The organism is Paraflavitalea sp. CAU 1676 (assembly GCF_029223285.1).
Classification (GTDB): domain Bacteria; phylum Bacteroidota; class Bacteroidia; order Chitinophagales; family Chitinophagaceae; genus Paraflavitalea.
The window spans coordinates 1-16,518 of record NZ_JARHUJ010000007.1 but is presented as its reverse complement, the minus strand read 5'-3'; the positions used below and the strand labels follow the sequence as shown (position 1 = coordinate 16,518).

Genomic DNA, 16,518 nt, shown 5'->3' with positions numbered 1-16,518 from the left:
CACGATAGGCTGATCTATTGAAGTTAGCCTATTTGTTTCAAAAATTGAGTCATCTGCGGGCGATCAACTCCTGTACTTCGCGTAAGGCTGCTGCATATGGTTCGTACAGTACCCGGGCGTGCGGCTTGTTGGCTTCCGGTTGTGCATCCCATAGGCCGGCATGATGCCAGTGAGCGATATTATCCCAATCGGGCCGGTCAATGATCGGATAGAGACATACGCCCCATAGGGGCATTCCCTGTTGCAGCATTATCTGCACCTGTTGGCCGATGTGCCGTATCCAACAAGGACGGTCGATACCGGGGTGGCTGGTTTCGCTCACTACAAAGGGTAGTCGATAACGTAGCCAGGCTTGCTCCAATAAGCTGCTCAATGAGCGCCACCGTGTATCGGGTGGGATATTGGTCCAGGAGAGCCCTCTGCCCTCGCCAGCAACCCACTGATTGTTGTAGTAATAATTAAAGCCCAGCATATCCACCAACTGCGGTGCGCCACCGAGTTCGGGACAGATCTTTCCTGTGAGCATATCGACGGATTGAAATTGCCCGTCATGCTCCAGGGCCGCCTGGAGCAGCTGGTTGCCGGTTGCCTGCTCAGGTGCTACGATATTGATCAGTGGCTCGGTGGTCATGATCAGGAGGCTGGGGTCTACCTCACGCATGGCGTATATGCCCTCAATATATGCGCGCATCAGTGCGTACTTTACTTCCCATCCCTTCGCCACGCAAAATGGTACCGTGCCACGTACTTCGCCCCCCAGCCAGGACAAAAAGCTAACCTCGTTGACAGGCGTTACAATCAGCCGGGCGTCTGGCTCGATGGTGCGGTAATGCAATACAAAAGAACGGCAGATCTGTACAAAGCGCCGTGCAAAGTGAGGGTGTAATGGTGTGAGGTTATCGGGAAAACCGAAGTGACAGATATCCCATGCCTGTTGTATGCCGAGCTTTCCGCCCTGGCGTATCGTAGCAGTTACAGCGCTCCAGTTGTATTGGTTGGGCCTTTGTTCCACCTTGCTCCAACGAATTCCTTCCCGCACCGTGCGGATATTAAATGCCGCCAGGCCGAGGTAATCGGCTTCCATCATGGCGAGGTGGCCGGTGACCGATAAAAGATCAACCCGGTGGTGATGGGTATTGATCTGATCGGCGCACTCATAACCAGCCATCCAGAAACTATGAAACGGATTGTTCATCATAGAGGGTAGTATAATGGATATGGCAGCCTGGCACCAAATTGTTATTAGTTTATGTAAAATGATTACTATGCCTGTCAAAACTGTTCTTATTACCTATGTTGACCCTGAAAAGAGACACCCTGCGGAGGGTATACCCCAACCACCTATGTGTCTTTCTCTTCCCGAAAAAGATAAACGTATTCCTGCGCATGAACTTTTCACCTTGTTTACCGCTACCATCATCCTGCAAAATGCCCCTTTTGTGCGGTAGGGCCGCTTACCAGTTGTGAAACACCAGACCATAGCTTTCTTCTGTAATGATGTCCTTCCAGTTCCTGATCAGTTCCTGATACGCTGCTCCCACCGGCATTTGTTGCCGGTTCAGGTCGTACAAACCCAATTCATTTACCTGTCCGTCGTCATTGCGCAGTGCAGAATCCCAGTCGACCTGGTGCAACAGGCTGTACCAGGTAAATCCTATGATGGGCACGCCATCGTGTTTGAGCCTTTGCACATTGGCCCATTGTTTCAACAGCCATTCTTTGCAGGCAGGCATCCGGATATTGGTTTCCGTATGCATGATGGGTAATCTATAGCGTTTGTAATATTGCCTTGTAATTACATAATAACCGAATATCTCACCGGATGCCTGCGTGGATCCATCCGCATGTACGAGGTGTTCGTTCGTGACATAATAGTCATTTCCCATTACACATCTCGCCTTCACCTGGTTGTGCACAAACCATCGGTATTCCTGTTTGGTCATCCCATTTTCCAACAGGTATTCATACATGCCCACATTGAGCGGATAGCCATAGGTAAGATCGAATGAAAGAAACCTTTTCTGGTTGAGGAAGCGTGCGTGTACGACGGCCGCCGGATCGGCTGCGTGAAAACATTCTGCCGATTCACTCTGGATAAAGGTGGCCAGCGGTTGTACCTTCAGAATGGCCTGCATGGCCATCACATTGGCCTTGCAAATCAGCTTTAACGCGTTGACAAAGGTTGCATCGGTCCGGAGGCGTTCATTCCACCAACCGAATTGCGCGGAAAATAAGGCCGTTATAAATATCTCATTGATTGGCGTGTACAATTGTAGTGCAGGGAAGCGCCGGGCAAATGCGCCAGCATATTCAGCAAACCAGTAGGGGAATTCCGGGTTTTGAAAATTACCCATCCAATCCGGTACGCCGAAATGGCAAAGGTCTACGATCGGGGTGATGTTCAGTTCGTTCAGTCGTTGGAATGTGATATCGGTAAAGTTCCAGTCGTACCGGCCCGGGCCGATGTGCGTGGCGAAATAAGGTGGGCCGTACCGCAGAAATTCGATCCCCATTTCATTGACCCGTTGAAAATCCAGCTCCCAGTGTTGATAATGACTGGTCTTTTCCATTTCGTCGACCCTTTTGGTTTCTCCATTTGGTAATAAAATGGTGGGGTAACTGTTCTCGATACCCGTCGTGAACATAAACTTGGTTCCTGCCATAGCTGGTGTTTGTGGAAGCGTGTTAGCTATCCCTTGCCATTAGTCGATGGAAAGCGGATGGTATTAATTGCGTTCGTAACAGGTGCTTCTGCCTGTGCCATTATCTTTTTAAACAGGGAAAGGGATTGTGCCACCACCTGGTCCATATTGTAATACTTATAGGTTGCCAACCGGCCGGTGAAATAAACATCGGGCAGTTCGCGGGTCAGCAACTGGTATTTGCGGTACAATTCCGCATTTTCGGGGCGCGGCACGGGATAATAAGGATCGCCCTCCGCTTGCGGGAATTCATAGACCACTGAGGTTTTTGGATGCACCTGTCCGCTCAGGTATTTAAATTCCGTAACGCGGGTATACGGGTGTTCGTTCGGGTAATTGATGGTGCCCGTTTGCTGAAACACGGGCATATCGAATGTCGTGAACCGGAATTCGATCGACCGGTAAGGCAGCTTGCCATAACAATAGTCGAAGTAGTAATCCACCGGCCCGGTGTAGATCATTTTTTTATACCCGATGCTGTCTTCAATTTCTTTATAGTCGGCATTTGTCATGACTTTGATATTAGGATGATTCAATAGTTGCTCAAATAGTTTCGTGTAGCCCTGTGCAGGCATTGCCTGATAGGTATCGGTGAAATAACGGTTGTCGCGGTTGAAGCGGACGGGTATACGTGCCGTTACCGATGCATCCAGTTCGGAGGGGTCGAGGTCCCATTGCTTTTTGGTATACCCCCGGAAAAACTTTTGGTAGAGGTCTCTGCCGACCGTGCTTAGCACTACATCTTCCGACGTCTTAATAATGGCTTTTTCTTCTGCCTGCAGGTGCAGGTAAGCTTCTACTTCACTGGCCTGGAGGTGAAGCCCATACAATTCGTTCAGTGTATTGAGGTTGATCGGTATTGGTACCAGCATTCCATCTACGCTGGCAAGCACCCGGTGTTCATAGGGGCGCCACTCGGTGAATTTGCCGAGGTAGTCGTATACGTCTTTGCTGTTCGTATGGAATATATGCGGACCGTATTTATGAACCAGTATGCCAGCTGTATCATAATAGTCGAAGGTGTTGCCACCAATATGGTTTCTCTTGTCTACTATCAGCACTTTTTTACCGGCGCAGGATGCCAACCGTTCGGCCATGACTGCCCCGGCAAAGCCGGCTCCCACAATTAAATAATCAAACATTTGCTTCCTCTTTTTTTCTATTATTGATTTTATTACTCAGCAGGGGTTCCATCAGGGATCTCATTTCGAGCCAGGTCTTATCCCAGGAGGTATGGGCGAGGAATTCATCCGCTTTTGCCAGCCAGGCGCTGTTATCCGTTTGCGAGAGCAGCGCTTCTGCACGGGCAATGAACTCATCGGTGGTATCGGCGATCTCTACCAGGCCGAGTTGTTCATAAGGATCTACCACATCGCGAATGGACGTAGAAATGACGGGTTTGCCGCCCGCCAGGTATTCAGGTGTTTTCGTTGGACTGATGAAGCGCGTTGCCTCATTGTGGGCAAATGGCAGCATGGCTATATCCCAACCGCTCAAATAAGCGGGTAATTCCAAATATTGTTTACCGCCCAGGTAGTGCAGGTTGTCGGCCCGGGGAAGTGTAGCAGGATCGATCTTTACGGTGGGGCCAATCAGGATAAAATGCCAGTTGGGACGATGCTGGGCCAGGCGCCTGAGTAGTGAAATATGCAGCCGCTCATCTATGACCCCGTAAAACCCGATGCGCGGGTGGGGGATGGATGACTGATCGGCAGGTTCGGCCAATGGCTCCCGGGCTTTGCTAAAATGTGCGTGGTCTATACTACTTGGAAAAGGATATATGTGCGGGTGCAGGTGTTTTTTAGCTTCATACAAACTTTTGCCGCCTGTGAAGACCAGATCAGCCCTTTGCATTAACAGGTTTTCCTGCTCTTTGATGGCCGGTGGTGCATTCAGAAATGCGGATAACTCGTCCATACAATCATAGAGCGTAACCTGTGGATGCAGGTGACTGCTAAAGGTCATGGCCATGGGTGAATAATACCAGGCAATGAATGCGTCGATGTGCTGTTCGTTCTTAAAGTTGTCGAGCAGCTGGCGCTGAACGGCTACCATCTCACGGCCGGACAAGCCCGGCTCTATATGCGGTTCAATGACCGACAGGTTCAATACCGGATCGTTGGTGATATGATAGTAGCCAGCACCAGGCGCTGCATCAAAAACAGCCTCTTCTATATAATATACGCGTCCCAGCCTGGCAAAACGACTAAGCAGGTGTTGCGGGCGTTGGTATACGAAATTCCACCGGAGGTGGCTGAAACAAATTATATCCGGGTACATATAGTCGAAGTTATAGGTGAGTATATTCGGGAAGGATCATATTATAGATGCAGCAAAAGTGTGCCCAGCCCTAACCGGACAGTATTGATATAAACTGGGGATAAATAGAGCCGTAATAGCTACGGGGAGTTATTGCCACGGGGGAAACTCAACGTGTTATTGCTGCGAGTAATGGCTGCAGACGTTGGGTTGTTTAAATTAATTGGTGTACTGCGATTATAAGCGTATATTTATAAAACTAATGGCGCTCTATTTAGCCGTCTGTTCTTACATATTTCTTAATGACTGTCCATGAGGCAGTTTCAGTTTCCCACCTGTTATCGATCTACCACACAACAAAGTGCAGTTTTTTCACAAGGAATCATGCTTCTTTGTTATGCACATCCACTAGTAGCAGGCGATGTGTTGACTAACCTTTTAACTATAAAATCCTTCTGATGGAAAAACTCATTATGTTGATTGACGACGACGGGGAAGAATTGGAGATCCTGAATGAGGCGCTCTCGCTGGGGAATATCCAGGCTACCTGCGTTTGGGCGGAAGGGGGAGAACATGCGATTCAATTATTGAATCATATGACTCCCGACTATATTTTCATCGACATCAATATGCCGGGTATGGATGGACTTAGCTGTTTGCAGGAACTTCAGAAAAAACGGGCATTGACCAATATTCCCAAGATCATTTATTCGACCGCTATCAATGATAGCACCATCACCAATGCCAGAGAAAGAGGCGCAGTTGGTTGTATTCAAAAGGGCGACAATATTGCCTCGCTCGCTGTTAAACTTTCGGCTTTCTTACGGGGTGTTGCCATGAGCGGGTAAGACATTTTGCCTGTAATGCTTTGCATTCTATCCTGGTTTTTCAGAGACTCCAGATAGTAGTTGACCCGGATCTCCATCCGGGTTTTTTTAATATAGATAAAAAAAGGCCAGGTATTTAGAATGCCTGGCCTTTGCAATTGGTTAGTGATTCGTGATTCGTTATTCTTCTCTGTTACTGTCTTCCTGCTCAGCTTCCCAGTTGATATCGTTTTTAGCGATATCGGTAAGGGCCTGGTCGGTTTCTTTTTCCTCTTCCAGGGTAGCTTCCAGTAATTCTGCTACTTCGTCATTGCCCATGGTCCGTGCCAGTTGAACCAGGCTTCCATATGTAGCGATCTCATAGTGCTCCACCTTTTGAGAGGCGACAATGATGCCGACGTCGCGGGTCATGCTACCATCTTCCGTTTCTTCAACGATGCTTTCGCCTTCTTTGAGCAAACCTTCCATGGCGTCGCATTTCTTTGCCTGTGCTTTTTTACCCAATAGCTGAAACACTTCTTCCAGGCGGCTCACTTGTTCCTGTGTTTGCCCCAGGTGGTGTTCGATGGCCGACTGCAGTTGCTCTGTGGTCGCCGCTTTCTGCATCTTTGGGAGGGCCTTGGTGAGGGCTTTTTCTGCCCAGTAAATGTCTTTCAGCGAATCTTCGAAGAATTTTTCAAGTTGTGTGTTTCCTTTTGCTGCACCCGACGGTGATGAACTCTTTGCTGCACCGGATACTGCTTGTTTTTTTGCAGCTCCGTCCTTTGTTTTCGTATTTGCCATTGAGAATCGTTTAAACAGTTAAATAATACGGAAGTCTTTTCAAAGACCATGCCTGTGGGAGATACCGGGGCGGGTAGATAGGTCCTCGTGTTTTGCTACAAGGGATAGGCGTGGTGGCATTTTTGCTGGTGTTACCGCAAATGAAAAGAACCTTAGCATCCACCACCGGGTCATTCAAGGCCGGCACCAGTGGCCTGGTATTGCCTGTGCCTAACAAAGAGGCTTTCCCCCTGGAGTTCAGGGGCAAGAGCCGGCTTGCTTATTATAGTTCCCTATTGAATAGCCTGGAGGTAAACAGTTCATTTTATAAGGTGCCCCAAGCGGAAACCGTTCAGAAATGGGCGGAAATTGTGCCAGTCGATTTTGCCTTTACGTTTAAACTATGGCAGGAAATTACCCATGTTAAAGGGTTTGCGTATAAAGAGGAAGATGTGCTGCGGTTTATGGAGGTGATAGCGCAGGCTGGCTCTAAGAAAGGATGCCTGCTCGTTCAATTGCCCCCTTCTGTTACCGTAGACAAGTATGGGCAGCTGGAAGCATTGCTGGGTATTATTCAAGGCATTCCGGCGCATGGGTGGAAGGTGGCCCTCGAATTCAGGCATGCTTCGTGGTATATCGAGGAAGTATATGAACTGGCCGATGAATATGGCTGTAGTGTTGTTTTGCATGATATCCCGAAGTCTGCCAACCGGCGGCTTAATGATAAAGCAGCGTTCGTATACCTCCGCTTTCACGGACCAGCGGGTGATTACCGGGGTGGGTACCCAGACTTCTATTTGAAGCAACAGGCAGCACAAATTTCAAGTTGGCGTGAGGAAGGTAAAGACGTGTATGTTTACTTCAACAATACTATTGGTGATGCGTTTAAAAATGTAATGACGTTGAATGATTTGGTGATGGGGCGGCTGGCTATTTATTAGAGAAAAGGGCCGGAGCCCTTTAATAGACATGCGACTTTTTGTTGCCGCCAATACTGAGTCAGTTATGATCAGCCTGGCTTGTTGATCCAACAGTTTTAATTGGCAGCTGCGTCGATTACTTTCGCTACCGCTTCGGGTTGCGACATAAAAATGACATGGCTGCCTTTTACGTCGGTGACCTGGGTGTTGGAGCGTTTGTACATGGCCCTTTGTATTTCCGGTGCGATACTTTTGTCTTCGGTGGCTACGCAGGCATACACTGGCTTGTCTCTCCAGGCTGCCTGGGTGATGGGGGTAATGAATCCTTTTGCAAAGAAGGCCCCCTGTGAGGCGTACATAAACTCGGCTTCGTCTGCGGGAATGTCTGCACAGAACCCTGCATGGTATTTTGCCTTGTCATAATACACGATGCCTTTCTCATCAGGGGGCAATACGCCGTTCTCCGGAGCAGGAGGCGCTGTTTGCAACCATTGCAGAGCCGATTCGCCCTTGTCGGGCTGGAACGCTGCGACATAGACCAGCGATGCCACTTTGGGGTGATTGCCGGCTTCGGTGATCACAGCTCCGCCCCAGGAGTGACCGACCAGTACCGTGGGGCCGTCCTGCTTATCCAGCACTACGTGTGTGGCGGCTACGTCATCTTCGAGGGAGCTGAGGGGATTCTGCACAATTGTAACATTATAACCTTTTTGCGTCAACACCTGATAAAGGGCTTTCCAACCGGAACCGTCGGCAAATGCGCCATGCACCAGTACTACGTTTTTGATGGAAGTTTTCATTTTACTTGTTTTTTTTGATGGTTGATGATTGTTTGATAAGACAAAGTTGGCTTGTAATTGCCGCCATCGGAATGCTCATTTTTCCCGACTTGTTGTAAATATTGCCCGGCGACCAGGCGTTTGCGGAGGCTGTTATGGAGGTGGCGGGTAATTGATGCGTTCTATGCGTGTAATGTTAGTGGCACGCCTTTTTAATGGGAAGGGGTTCACCAGCAAACCATTCTTTTTATGCAATCAAAGGCCACTAAAACCGAGACCCGCAAAGTATTGATCATTGAAGACGAAGGCGATCTGTGCCTATTGTTGAATATTCTCCTGGATGGTAAAGGGATGGATGTTGACCATGTACCATCGCTGGAAAAAGCTGCGGAATATCTTCTACAACAAGAGCCTGCTCTGGTATTATTAGACAACCGCCTTCCCGATGGTTTCGGCGTCGATTTCATTGGCGCCATTAAAAAGCAATATCCTACTACAAAAGTCATTATGATCTCGGGCGTGGATGCCGCAGCTATGGATGTTGCGTTTGAAAACGGCGCCGATGCTTTTCTGAAAAAGCCTTTTACGAGAGACGAATTATTCCAGTCTGTAACCGGCCTCGTGAATTGACGGAACAGGATCTCATCAAGCCGGCAATTACGTCAACGATAGGCTTGTGCAAGGCTGGTGGACCGATTACTGGTCCTGGTTTTGCAAGTTTTCGTTAAATTTAGAGTAATGAACCAGCCCACCGATCTTGCCTATACAGGGTTAGCCGATCTGCTCAATGATTGCAGTATTGACCGGATCATGGCTATTGACAAGGATTGGCGGATCATCGCCTGGAATAATACAGCCGAAGCTCTCTCCGGTATCAGTAAGCAGGATATCCTGGGCGAGAAATTGCTGGCCGTTTTTCCGGCATACGCCCAGGATGATGAAATGCTCAAAGCGATCGATCTTGCCTTTTCGGGCTTTAAAAGCTTTGTTCCCTTCCATAAGGAGCTGTTCAACCGGCAGCACTATGAAAATCATTTCATCCCACTAAGGGACACGGAAGGCCGGCTGTTTGGCGTGATGAATATCATGCACGATGTGGCGCACAGGATAAAGGCGGAACAGCAACTCTATCAGCTCAATATTGCCCTTAAAAAGAAATACGAACAACTGGAAAGGGCGACAGATGAGCTGGCTACCATTACCTACATTACCTCGAACAATATCAAAGAGCCTTTGCGCCAGGTATATTCGGCTATCGAATTGCTGGTACGGGCAGAAGGTCGGGTTATGTCCGACGGTGGCAAAGCGAACCTGCGCCGCACGCAGGCTGCACTCAACCGTATGAACCTGTTGCTGGATGATATCCTGGCACTTTCGGGCATTCATTATCCCGGAGAAGCGGGACAAATGACCGACCTCAATGAGGTTTTGCAACAGGCCAGCGAAAAACTGGCGGAAAAGATCAAATCGAATAACGTTCAGGTGGTCGCGGCTGCACTTCCGACGGTTATCGGCTATCCAGAACTGTTGAATCGACTTTTCTTTCACCTCATTGACAATGCTATCCGGTTTAGAAAGCATGATGAAGCGCTGACACTGACTATTGATTGCCAGCTTGCTGATTTTTCGGGAGCCGGCGCACCGACCGCGGCGGAGCTGGCTTTCACCAGGATCAGTTTTTTGGATAACGGTACCGGCTTTCAGCAGGAGGAGGCAGAAAAGATCTTCCTCATGGTGAATACATCAACCTTGAAATCTATGAGTTCGGGAGCGGGCCTGGCGATATGTCGCAAGATCATGATGGCGCATGACGGTTATATACAAGCCGAAGGAAAGCCTGGGGAAGGAGGGGCTTTTCACTGTTATTTTCCACGTACTGCGAGTCAGTAAATACTTTTGGTTAGTAATCCTAAATGAGTTACCTTCATTATACTTCCAGCAGATCATTTACTGGTTGTCTATACATCTTCTCCTCGGCCATACCTGGTCAATATTTTCACGATTAATTTATGTTTTTTGGTACAGGCTATCCTTTCGGGTATGTTACCGGTATATCATACCGCGTGTAAGTCACGATCATTGCTGACGCGGGTAACGTACCTCTAACAAAATATTACTTTATTACCCTGCATGGCCCTGCTATACAACCAACAGTTTTTGCAGAGATCGGGACATACAATCGTGAAGCTTGGGGGCTTCATTGGTTTTTCGTCAAAGGATACCACTACCGCAGTGGTAATTTCAGTGTTAAGCTGGCAGGTTTTCCTGCCAGCTTTTTTTGTGCGATTGGCTGGTTAGGGTAAATGGCGCTCTAATAGGTTGAGCAGGTCGCGGTACCTGAACGGTTTTTCCAGAAAACCGTTGGCCCCCGCCTGCATAGCCAGGATTTGTATATGCGGACTGGCTGATAACACGATCACCGGCAATTCTTTGGTACGCTCCCGGTGTTTCAGGTAACGGCAGATATCGAGTCCATCTGCTCCGGATAATTGTTTGTCGAGTATCAGCAGATCCGGTAGCGGAAAATCATCGGCCAGCAGGGGCTGGCCATTGGCATACACGGTGACCTCATATCCTGCATTTTGCAACATGCGGGAAAATGCATCCAGTATTGCCGGGTCATCATCTACTATCACTATCCGTTTCATACGTCATGATTGGAATATGGCCACATAAGGGATGCTGAAACTGAAGAGGGAGCCTTGTCCATGTTTACTCTCGACCCAAATGGTGCCGCCATGGCGGTGTACGATGCCAGCGCTGATATAGAGACCCAGGCCGATGCCGGGAAAGGTGTTGACCTGCGCATGGCCGATGCGGAAAAAACGCTCGAATACCAGGTACTGCATATCTTCGGGGATCCCTATGCCCCGGTCGCGTATGGTAACCGTCACTTTATCGCCCTCGTCTTTAGAGGTGATGGTCACTTCTCCTCCGTCGGGCGAATATTTTATCGCATTGGATACGAGATTGGTGAGTACCTGCGTGATGCGCTCGCGGTCGGCCACCAGTGGCTTCAATTCCCCTGCATGAAATACAAAGCGGTGTTTGGGAGTTAGTTGCTGTAAGGTTTCGAGGTTGGCTTTAATCATTTCGTTCATGTTAAAGCTCTCCGCACGAAGGGGAAGCTGCTCTTCTGCAATTCGGGTAGCATCGAGTAAGGCGCGGATGAGGTCGGTGAGGCGGTCGACCTGACCATCCAACTTTTGCATCAACGTTATGTATTCCTCATTGCCTGCTTTCTCGAAGATGTTCAGCAATAGTTCTGTATAAGCCTTGATGCCGGTTACCGGTGTTTTGAGCTCATGGCTGGCTATTCCCAGAAACTCATCTTTCTGTTTTTCCAGTTGTTTGTGTTCCGATATATCGTACATGACCCCGATCATCCGGGATGCCTGGCCATTGATCTTTTCTACCACCCGGCCATAACCGCTCATCCAGTATGTTTGTCCATCATCTGCGTGTATGATGCGGAATTCCGCACGGTATACGCCTGTGCTGTCAATGGCTGTTTGAAGCGCCTGCGTAACCATCGCTTTGTCTTCGGGGTGTACGAACTGTACAAAGAATCCGGATGTTTTTGCGCTCTTGTCGGGCTTGAGCCCGAGGAGGGTATAGTGTTGTTCATTCCACACGATACTGTCTTGTGTAATATTCCAATCCCAGGCGGCCATGCCTGCCGACGACAGGGCTACGCGGTAGCGTTCTTCCGACAACAGCAGGGATTCTTCCGTTCTCTTGCGGGTGGTGATGTCGAAGAAAGTGATCACCACGCCGTTGATATGATCTTCGGCCGTGCGGTAGGGTAGTACCCGCATCATGAAATGCCGATCGTCGGTGGTGCTTACTTCACGTTCGATGGTATGTAGTTTCTCCAATACGGCTTCTGCATCGGTGAGCAGGCCGTGGTAGTCTAACCGGTGGGTTATATCGGACAAAGGACGGCCATAGTCGGCCGGTATTAAATTGAAGATATCGCGTACGGCCGGTGTAAACAGGGCTATGCGAAAGCTGCGGTCGAGGAAAATAGTGCCTATGCTGGCCGAGTTGATGAGGTTTTGCAGGTTGTTGCTGGTGAGGCTGGTTTCTTCTATTTTCACCTTCAGCTCCTGATTTACCGTGCGCAGCTCTTCGTTGATGCTTTGCAGTTCTTCCTTGCTGGTTTCCAGTTCTTCGGCTGCGGACCGCAGCTCTTCGTTCATGGCCTGGAGCTCTTCGTTAGAAGCTTTGAGTTCTTCTGCATGGAATTCGTGTTGCTCGATGGAGGCGCGCAGTTGTGCTTTCAGCCGCAGTAATTCTTCTTCGAGGTGGCGCGCCACCGGTTCATCCTGCATCAATACCACTTCCTGGATCGTTTCGTCCTGTGCAGAAGGTTCGAACACGATGAGGAAATATCCCTTGGCCAGATCGCCTTCCTGGAGCACGGGACGGATGTGTATATTGACGGTTTCCGTATGGTCTTCCATGAGTACTTTGAGTCCGCGGATCTCGATGGCCGTTTGCCGTTGCAGGGCCTGGTAGAGGGCTGAGCGCAATTCGAGCCGCAGCTCCTGCCTTACCAGTTTCAACAGGTTTTGCGACAATTCGCCGCCGGCAATCTGCAGGTAGCGGCCTGCCCGCTCCGAGAGGTGAACGATATCGTACTCTTCGTTGATGACCAGGGATGGCGGTGCATACTCTTCGATGAGCCGTTGGTGCAGGTCGCCGAAGGTGATGCGTTCTATTGCCAGGTGCTCCTGCTCTATGGTTGACGACAGCCTGGGCTGCTCGATGCGGAAGGTGGGCACCGACTCTGGTACTGGAAATGTGCGTATCAGTTTTTTGCGGCTCTGAAATATATGCTCTTCGCGGTTAAAGCTGGTGTACAGGTCGCTGGAGCCATCGGCCGATTCGGAGGAGCCGAGAAACAGGTATCCGCCAGCATTCAACGCGAAGTGAAATGTTTCCATGACGCGCTCCTGCGCCGACCTGTTGAGGTAGATCAGTACATTGCGGCAACTGACCATGTCGAGGTGGCTGAACGGCGGGTCTTTTATGAAGTTGTGGTTCGCGAAGAGGATCAACTCCCGGATCTCGCGCCGTATGCGGTAGCCTTCCCCCTCTTTATTGAAAAATCGCCTTAGCCTTTCGGGCGAAACGTCGGCCGCATCATTGACCGTGTAGTAACCTTCGCGGGCAATGCTGATGGCTGTCTCGTCGATGTCGGTGGCAAAGATCTGGATCTTTGGTGCGTCTATGACACTTAGTGTTTGCTCTGCCAGCAGCATGGCGAGGGAATAAGCTTCTTCGCCCGTGGCGCAGCCTGCCACCCAGAGCCGCACCTGGTCTTCCGCTCTTTTATCCTGCAGGATGGCTGGCAGCACTTCCTGGCTGATAAAATCGAAGGATCGCTTATCCCGAAAGAAATTGGTAACCGATATAAGCAAGTCTTTCAGCAAGGCATTGATCTCGTCAGGGTTTTGCTGGATAAACAGGGAATAGGTCGTTAAATTGGGCAGGTTGCGGATGTTGATGCGGCGCTCGATGCGGCGCAGCAGGGTAGGGCGTTTGTAGGTGCTGAAATCGTGCCCGGTGCGTATCCGCAGCTGCGTGAATATTTCGCGGAGGGCATGTTGCTGATCTTCCGGCCGCTGCTCTGCCTCCAATGGTATATGCAAGGTGCCCATGCTTTTTTGGTAGGCAATGATCTTGGCGGGGATCTCTGCCACGGGCAGTACTTCATCTACCAGGTCGGTTGCGATGGCATTGCGGGGCATTTCGTTGAACTCTGCTTCGCGCGGATTTTGTACAAAGGCAGCACCGCCTTTTTCCTTGATGCGCTTCAAGCCCATGGAGCCGTTGGCCCCGGAGCCCGAGAGCACGACGCACACGGCGTTTGCACCCTGTGCTTCCGCCAGCGTACGGAAAAAGATGTCGACCGGCGCCCGACGCTCTTCAACATGAATATTGACCGAAACTGCCAGCTCGCCCTGTTCCATCGTTAGGTGATGATTGGGGGATACGACGTACACGCAATCGGGCCGCACCTGTACCCGTTCGTGTACCTGCACTACCGGTATACTGGACACCACCTGCAGCACACCTGCCAGCTCACTATCATGATCGGGGGAAAGGTGCAGGATGACGACATAGGCCATGCCTGATTCTGCAGGCACGTGGGCAAAAAACTGCTGCAGCGCCTGTACACCCCCTGCAGAGGCCCCCAGGCCTACCACCATGAAGTTGGATTGTTCCCTTTGTTCGATCATAAGCGCAAGTTACGGTAACCCCCTGTATAGCGCGCGGGTGGTGGCGGAATGTTATTAACCCGCAGGTGTCCTTGCTTCATCCTGACCGGTTTGGCGGCGGAGGCCTTCTGCGGTGAGCTGCTCGTGGGTAAAAACTATCTTCCGCACCTGGCCTGCGCGCTTTTGGGCTTCCTGCGATTTCTTAAAAAATGAGGCCGCGAACTTTGGATGATTGGCTTCGGCATAGTGATCGCCCATATGGTTGAGGAGGATGATGCTTTCCTGTATGCTCCGGATGGCGGTCCATAGATTCGCTTCTATGTTCTCCGTGAGGGAAGCCAGCAGGCTATCGACCGAGAAGGCATGGCCGGTGTGGCAGCGGAACCTTACCAGGTCGCCTTCTTTCAGCCTGGTCAATACCCCATGGCATTCAGGGCAGGTAAAGGGCGATAATTCGCCATATGCAGTAATGTTCTCCTGCAGGGGCTCGCGGCCAAGGGCGATGTGTACTTCGCGTTTTTCCTTTTCCTGCTCTTGCATATCCGGTTCGGTTTTATGCGTTAACGGTTGTGTTACCAGGTTTGCCAGCAACGCGCCTATCTCCGATGCCGGTAGTTTATGATCGGCCTCTACTGTTCGAAGGGCATTTTCGGGCATGCCTGATACTTCCGCATCATTGGGGTCCTGCACGATGGCCAGGCCGCCGTGTTGCTTGATGGTCCAGAGGCCGGCTGCGCCATCGTCGAGTGCACCCGAGAGGATGACGCCGATGACCCGTGCTCCGTAGGTGTAGGCGGCAGAGCGAAATAATGGATCGATGGCCGGGCGAAAGCGGTTTTCTTTTGGTCCCCGCGTTATGCGCACCTGCCCTTCTTCTACCAGCAGGTGATGATCGGGAGGCGCGATGTAGATATGCCCCATTTTAACGGGCTCTCCGTCTTCGGCGTTGGTGGCGGGCAGGGTATTTAATTTTGTTAGCGCCTCGGGCAGGATGCTGTTTACTTCGGGCGACATATGCCACACAACAAATATGGCTGCCTGCAGGCCGACGGGTATGTTGCTCACCACTGTTTTTATTGCATTGAACCCGCCTGCTGAAGCTCCTATAACGATAATGGTCCTGTTTTCCATACTGTTGTGTTAGCTGGCGCTCCGAAGATGAAGTGCTTAGGATTATCGGCACCAAAACCGCACCACGAGAGCCGATGATGCGGTGACGACGAAGATAAAAGGGGCTGTTTCAGGCGGATTTTCCGTATATTAGGGTTGTAACTATCTACATTTTCTGAAGCTCAAAGCGACCATACTGTTTTTGTGTTTGCTGGTCTACCTTGCAGAGCTGGCAGCTTTGCCCATGTATTGTGATGCTCCCCTGACGAAGGAAGGCGGGTGCGCCAAAGCAGCCAGCCAATGCGGTTCATCTTCTTCGTCCTCTTCTTCTTGTAAAAGGAAGGCGCCATTGGGCAAGGAAAGCAACCGAACTGCTGATTGTAGTTTAAATTGTCCGATCTGTTATGTGGTGACATTAACGGCAGTAAGTGGTCCGGACAAAAAGGAATCGACCGTTTTCAAGAATGAGTTTCCACGCTATCATTCCGATTATTTCTTTCTCTATTATACTTCTAACTGGAAGCCTCCTAATGCTGCTTAGGATATAGCAGCCTGGTTAATTCAATTTTACTTTCATTATTTAATTAGAACAATATGAAAAAGATTTTTCTATTGGCTACCATTGCTATGCTTATGAGCAGCGTGGCTACTTATGCCAATGAGGGCAATAAGCATAAAAACAAGGGGAGCAAAGCGAAAACGGAGAAAAACTGTGATAAGCCTTGCCCGAAGACCTGTCCGAAACCTTGTCCGCCTGCATGCGGCAAGGATAAATGCGGCCAGCGTTAAACCTTGTGGTTTATAATAGGAAGAGGGTGTCTCAAAATTATGAGGCACCCTTTTTCCTTTTATGACGTTGTGTGGAGTTTATCTGTGGGGATCTTTGGGGGGGACGGAAGTTTAGGTGGAGTGACCACTAACTCAAGTCTTTG

At 50.0% G+C, this 16,518-nt stretch carries 15 protein-coding genes; 6 read left to right on the top strand and 9 right to left on the bottom strand.

Annotation, left to right across the window (positions count from 1 at the left end; genetic code table 11):
- Window positions 1-49: 49 nt before the first annotated feature.
- From P2H89_RS22425 to P2H89_RS22410, 4 genes are all read right to left on the bottom strand, one after another.
- The gene (locus P2H89_RS22425; protein WP_275831122.1) at window positions 50-1,198 is read right to left on the bottom strand and encodes an amine oxidase; all 1,149 of its coding nucleotides are present in this window, start codon (window positions 1,196-1,198) and stop codon (window positions 50-52) included.
- Between the two features lie 256 nt (window positions 1,199-1,454).
- Entirely contained in the window at window positions 1,455-2,663 is a 1,209-nt protein-coding gene (locus P2H89_RS22420; RefSeq protein ID WP_275831120.1) for a family 1 glycosylhydrolase, read from the bottom strand.
- 26 nt (window positions 2,664-2,689) lie between these two features.
- Complete coding sequence (gene glf, locus P2H89_RS22415; RefSeq protein WP_275831118.1) at window positions 2,690-3,844, bottom strand: UDP-galactopyranose mutase; 1,155 nt, start codon at window positions 3,842-3,844, stop codon at window positions 2,690-2,692.
- On the bottom strand, window positions 3,837-4,982 hold the full coding sequence (locus tag P2H89_RS22410; RefSeq protein WP_275831116.1) for a glycosyltransferase family 1 protein: 1,146 nt from the start codon (window positions 4,980-4,982) through the stop codon (window positions 3,837-3,839). The genes glf and P2H89_RS22410 overlap by 8 nt, the downstream gene beginning before the upstream one ends.
- A 437-nt stretch (window positions 4,983-5,419) precedes the next feature.
- Between P2H89_RS22410 and P2H89_RS22405 the strand changes: the two genes are divergently transcribed.
- Window positions 5,420-5,809 (top strand): response regulator, encoded by a 390-nt coding sequence (locus P2H89_RS22405; RefSeq protein ID WP_275831114.1) that lies wholly within the window; start codon window positions 5,420-5,422, stop codon window positions 5,807-5,809.
- A gap of 159 nt (window positions 5,810-5,968) precedes the next feature.
- Here the strand turns inward: P2H89_RS22405 and P2H89_RS22400 are convergent, their stop codons facing one another.
- Window positions 5,969-6,571 carry a ferritin-like domain-containing protein gene (locus P2H89_RS22400; protein ID WP_275831112.1) on the bottom strand — a complete coding sequence of 201 codons (603 nt, stop codon included), beginning with the start codon at window positions 6,569-6,571 and terminating at the stop codon, window positions 5,969-5,971.
- Window positions 6,572-6,711: 140 nt separating this feature from the next.
- Here P2H89_RS22400 and P2H89_RS22395 point away from each other — a divergent pair, with 140 nt between their 5' ends.
- Window positions 6,712-7,491: a DUF72 domain-containing protein gene (locus tag P2H89_RS22395; protein ID WP_275831110.1), complete on the top strand. Its 780-nt coding sequence runs from the start codon at window positions 6,712-6,714 to the stop codon at window positions 7,489-7,491.
- Window positions 7,492-7,586: 95 nt separating this feature from the next.
- Here the strand turns inward: P2H89_RS22395 and P2H89_RS22390 are convergent, their stop codons facing one another.
- The gene (locus P2H89_RS22390) at window positions 7,587-8,270 is read right to left on the bottom strand and encodes an alpha/beta hydrolase (protein WP_275831108.1); all 684 of its coding nucleotides are present in this window, start codon (window positions 8,268-8,270) and stop codon (window positions 7,587-7,589) included.
- Window positions 8,271-8,498: 228 nt separating this feature from the next.
- Between P2H89_RS22390 and P2H89_RS22385 the strand changes: the two genes are divergently transcribed.
- Window positions 8,499-8,879 (top strand): response regulator, encoded by a 381-nt coding sequence (locus P2H89_RS22385; RefSeq protein ID WP_275831106.1) that lies wholly within the window; start codon window positions 8,499-8,501, stop codon window positions 8,877-8,879.
- A 108-nt stretch (window positions 8,880-8,987) separates the two neighbouring features.
- Window positions 8,988-10,139 carry an ATP-binding protein gene (locus tag P2H89_RS22380; RefSeq protein ID WP_275831104.1) on the top strand — a complete coding sequence of 384 codons (1,152 nt, stop codon included), beginning with the start codon at window positions 8,988-8,990 and terminating at the stop codon, window positions 10,137-10,139.
- 404 nt (window positions 10,140-10,543) lie between these two features.
- On the opposite strand, the gene P2H89_RS22375 is transcribed toward P2H89_RS22380, so the two are convergent.
- The 3 genes from P2H89_RS22375 to P2H89_RS22365 are packed head-to-tail and all read right to left on the bottom strand — an operon-like array spanning window position 10,544 to window position 15,607.
- On the bottom strand, window positions 10,544-10,897 hold the full coding sequence (locus P2H89_RS22375) for a response regulator (protein ID WP_275831102.1): 354 nt from the start codon (window positions 10,895-10,897) through the stop codon (window positions 10,544-10,546).
- 3 nt (window positions 10,898-10,900) lie between these two features.
- Entirely contained in the window at window positions 10,901-14,497 is a 3,597-nt protein-coding gene (locus P2H89_RS22370; protein WP_275831100.1) for a CheR family methyltransferase, read from the bottom strand.
- A 54-nt stretch (window positions 14,498-14,551) separates the two neighbouring features.
- A complete protein-coding gene (locus P2H89_RS22365; RefSeq protein WP_275831098.1) occupies window positions 14,552-15,607 on the bottom strand; it encodes a chemotaxis protein CheB in 1,056 nt (351 codons plus the stop codon).
- 385 nt (window positions 15,608-15,992) lie between these two features.
- Here P2H89_RS22365 and P2H89_RS22360 point away from each other — a divergent pair, with 385 nt between their 5' ends.
- Both P2H89_RS22360 and P2H89_RS22355 read left to right on the top strand, forming a co-directional pair.
- Window positions 15,993-16,127, top strand: a complete 135-nt coding sequence (locus tag P2H89_RS22360; protein ID WP_275831095.1) for a hypothetical protein — start codon at window positions 15,993-15,995, stop codon at window positions 16,125-16,127.
- A gap of 53 nt (window positions 16,128-16,180) precedes the next feature.
- Complete coding sequence (locus P2H89_RS22355) at window positions 16,181-16,375, top strand: hypothetical protein (RefSeq protein WP_275831093.1); 195 nt, start codon at window positions 16,181-16,183, stop codon at window positions 16,373-16,375.
- Window positions 16,376-16,518: the final 143 nt, after the last annotated feature.

What these genes read in the sequence shown, in the direction of transcription:
- P2H89_RS22370 (WP_275831100.1), bottom strand. Translation starts at nt 14,497, where the DNA reads ATGATCGAACAAAGGGAACAATCCAACTTCATGGTGGTAGGCCTGGGG.
- P2H89_RS22410 (WP_275831116.1), bottom strand. Translation starts at nt 4,982, where the DNA reads ATGTACCCGGATATAATTTGTTTCAGCCACCTCCGGTGGAATTTCGTA.
- P2H89_RS22355 (WP_275831093.1), top strand. Translation starts at nt 16,181, where the DNA reads ATGAAAAAGATTTTTCTATTGGCTACCATTGCTATGCTTATGAGCAGC.
- P2H89_RS22385 (WP_275831106.1), top strand. Translation starts at nt 8,499, where the DNA reads ATGCAATCAAAGGCCACTAAAACCGAGACCCGCAAAGTATTGATCATT.
- P2H89_RS22375 (WP_275831102.1), bottom strand. Translation starts at nt 10,897, where the DNA reads ATGAAACGGATAGTGATAGTAGATGATGACCCGGCAATACTGGATGCA.
- P2H89_RS22365 (WP_275831098.1), bottom strand. Translation starts at nt 15,607, where the DNA reads ATGGAAAACAGGACCATTATCGTTATAGGAGCTTCAGCAGGCGGGTTC.
- P2H89_RS22390 (WP_275831108.1), bottom strand. Translation starts at nt 8,270, where the DNA reads ATGAAAACTTCCATCAAAAACGTAGTACTGGTGCATGGCGCATTTGCC.
- glf (WP_275831118.1), bottom strand. Translation starts at nt 3,844, where the DNA reads ATGTTTGATTATTTAATTGTGGGAGCCGGCTTTGCCGGGGCAGTCATG.
- P2H89_RS22420 (WP_275831120.1), bottom strand. Translation starts at nt 2,663, where the DNA reads ATGGCAGGAACCAAGTTTATGTTCACGACGGGTATCGAGAACAGTTAC.
- P2H89_RS22425 (WP_275831122.1), bottom strand. Translation starts at nt 1,198, where the DNA reads ATGATGAACAATCCGTTTCATAGTTTCTGGATGGCTGGTTATGAGTGC.
- P2H89_RS22395 (WP_275831110.1), top strand. Translation starts at nt 6,712, where the DNA reads ATGAAAAGAACCTTAGCATCCACCACCGGGTCATTCAAGGCCGGCACC.
- P2H89_RS22405 (WP_275831114.1), top strand. Translation starts at nt 5,420, where the DNA reads ATGGAAAAACTCATTATGTTGATTGACGACGACGGGGAAGAATTGGAG.
- P2H89_RS22380 (WP_275831104.1), top strand. Translation starts at nt 8,988, where the DNA reads ATGAACCAGCCCACCGATCTTGCCTATACAGGGTTAGCCGATCTGCTC.
- P2H89_RS22400 (WP_275831112.1), bottom strand. Translation starts at nt 6,571, where the DNA reads ATGGCAAATACGAAAACAAAGGACGGAGCTGCAAAAAAACAAGCAGTA.